Origin of the sequence: Streptococcus caprae (genome assembly GCF_042649745.1) — a bacterium.
Classification (GTDB): Bacteria; Bacillota; Bacilli; order Lactobacillales; family Streptococcaceae; genus Streptococcus; species Streptococcus caprae.
Genome location: NZ_JBHRZV010000049.1, coordinates 95,620 through 95,837 on the forward strand (window position 1 = coordinate 95,620; position 218 = coordinate 95,837).

Consider the following 218-nt stretch of genomic DNA (forward strand, 5'->3'; position numbering starts at 1 on the left):
GGTTCTTGGGAATAGCTGAGCAACTTAGTGACAACCTCCTGGTTAGTCAAGTGCATGCGAAAAGTTGGGCGATAAAAGCGTTTATCGCTAAGTTTTCGACTGTCTTGTTGTATCAAGACCAGTAGCGCTTGAGGGCCCTGTATTCGTGAGATTTTCGGTCAAACTGGTTCATGACTTGGACACGCAGTCGGTTCATGGCCCGGCTCATGTGCTGAACG

At 48.6% G+C, this 218-nt stretch carries 1 pseudogene; it reads right to left on the minus strand.

The window, feature by feature from the left end:
• A pseudogene (locus tag ACFORF_RS06730) lies at positions 1–218 on the minus strand (ISL3 family transposase); the annotation flags it as partial.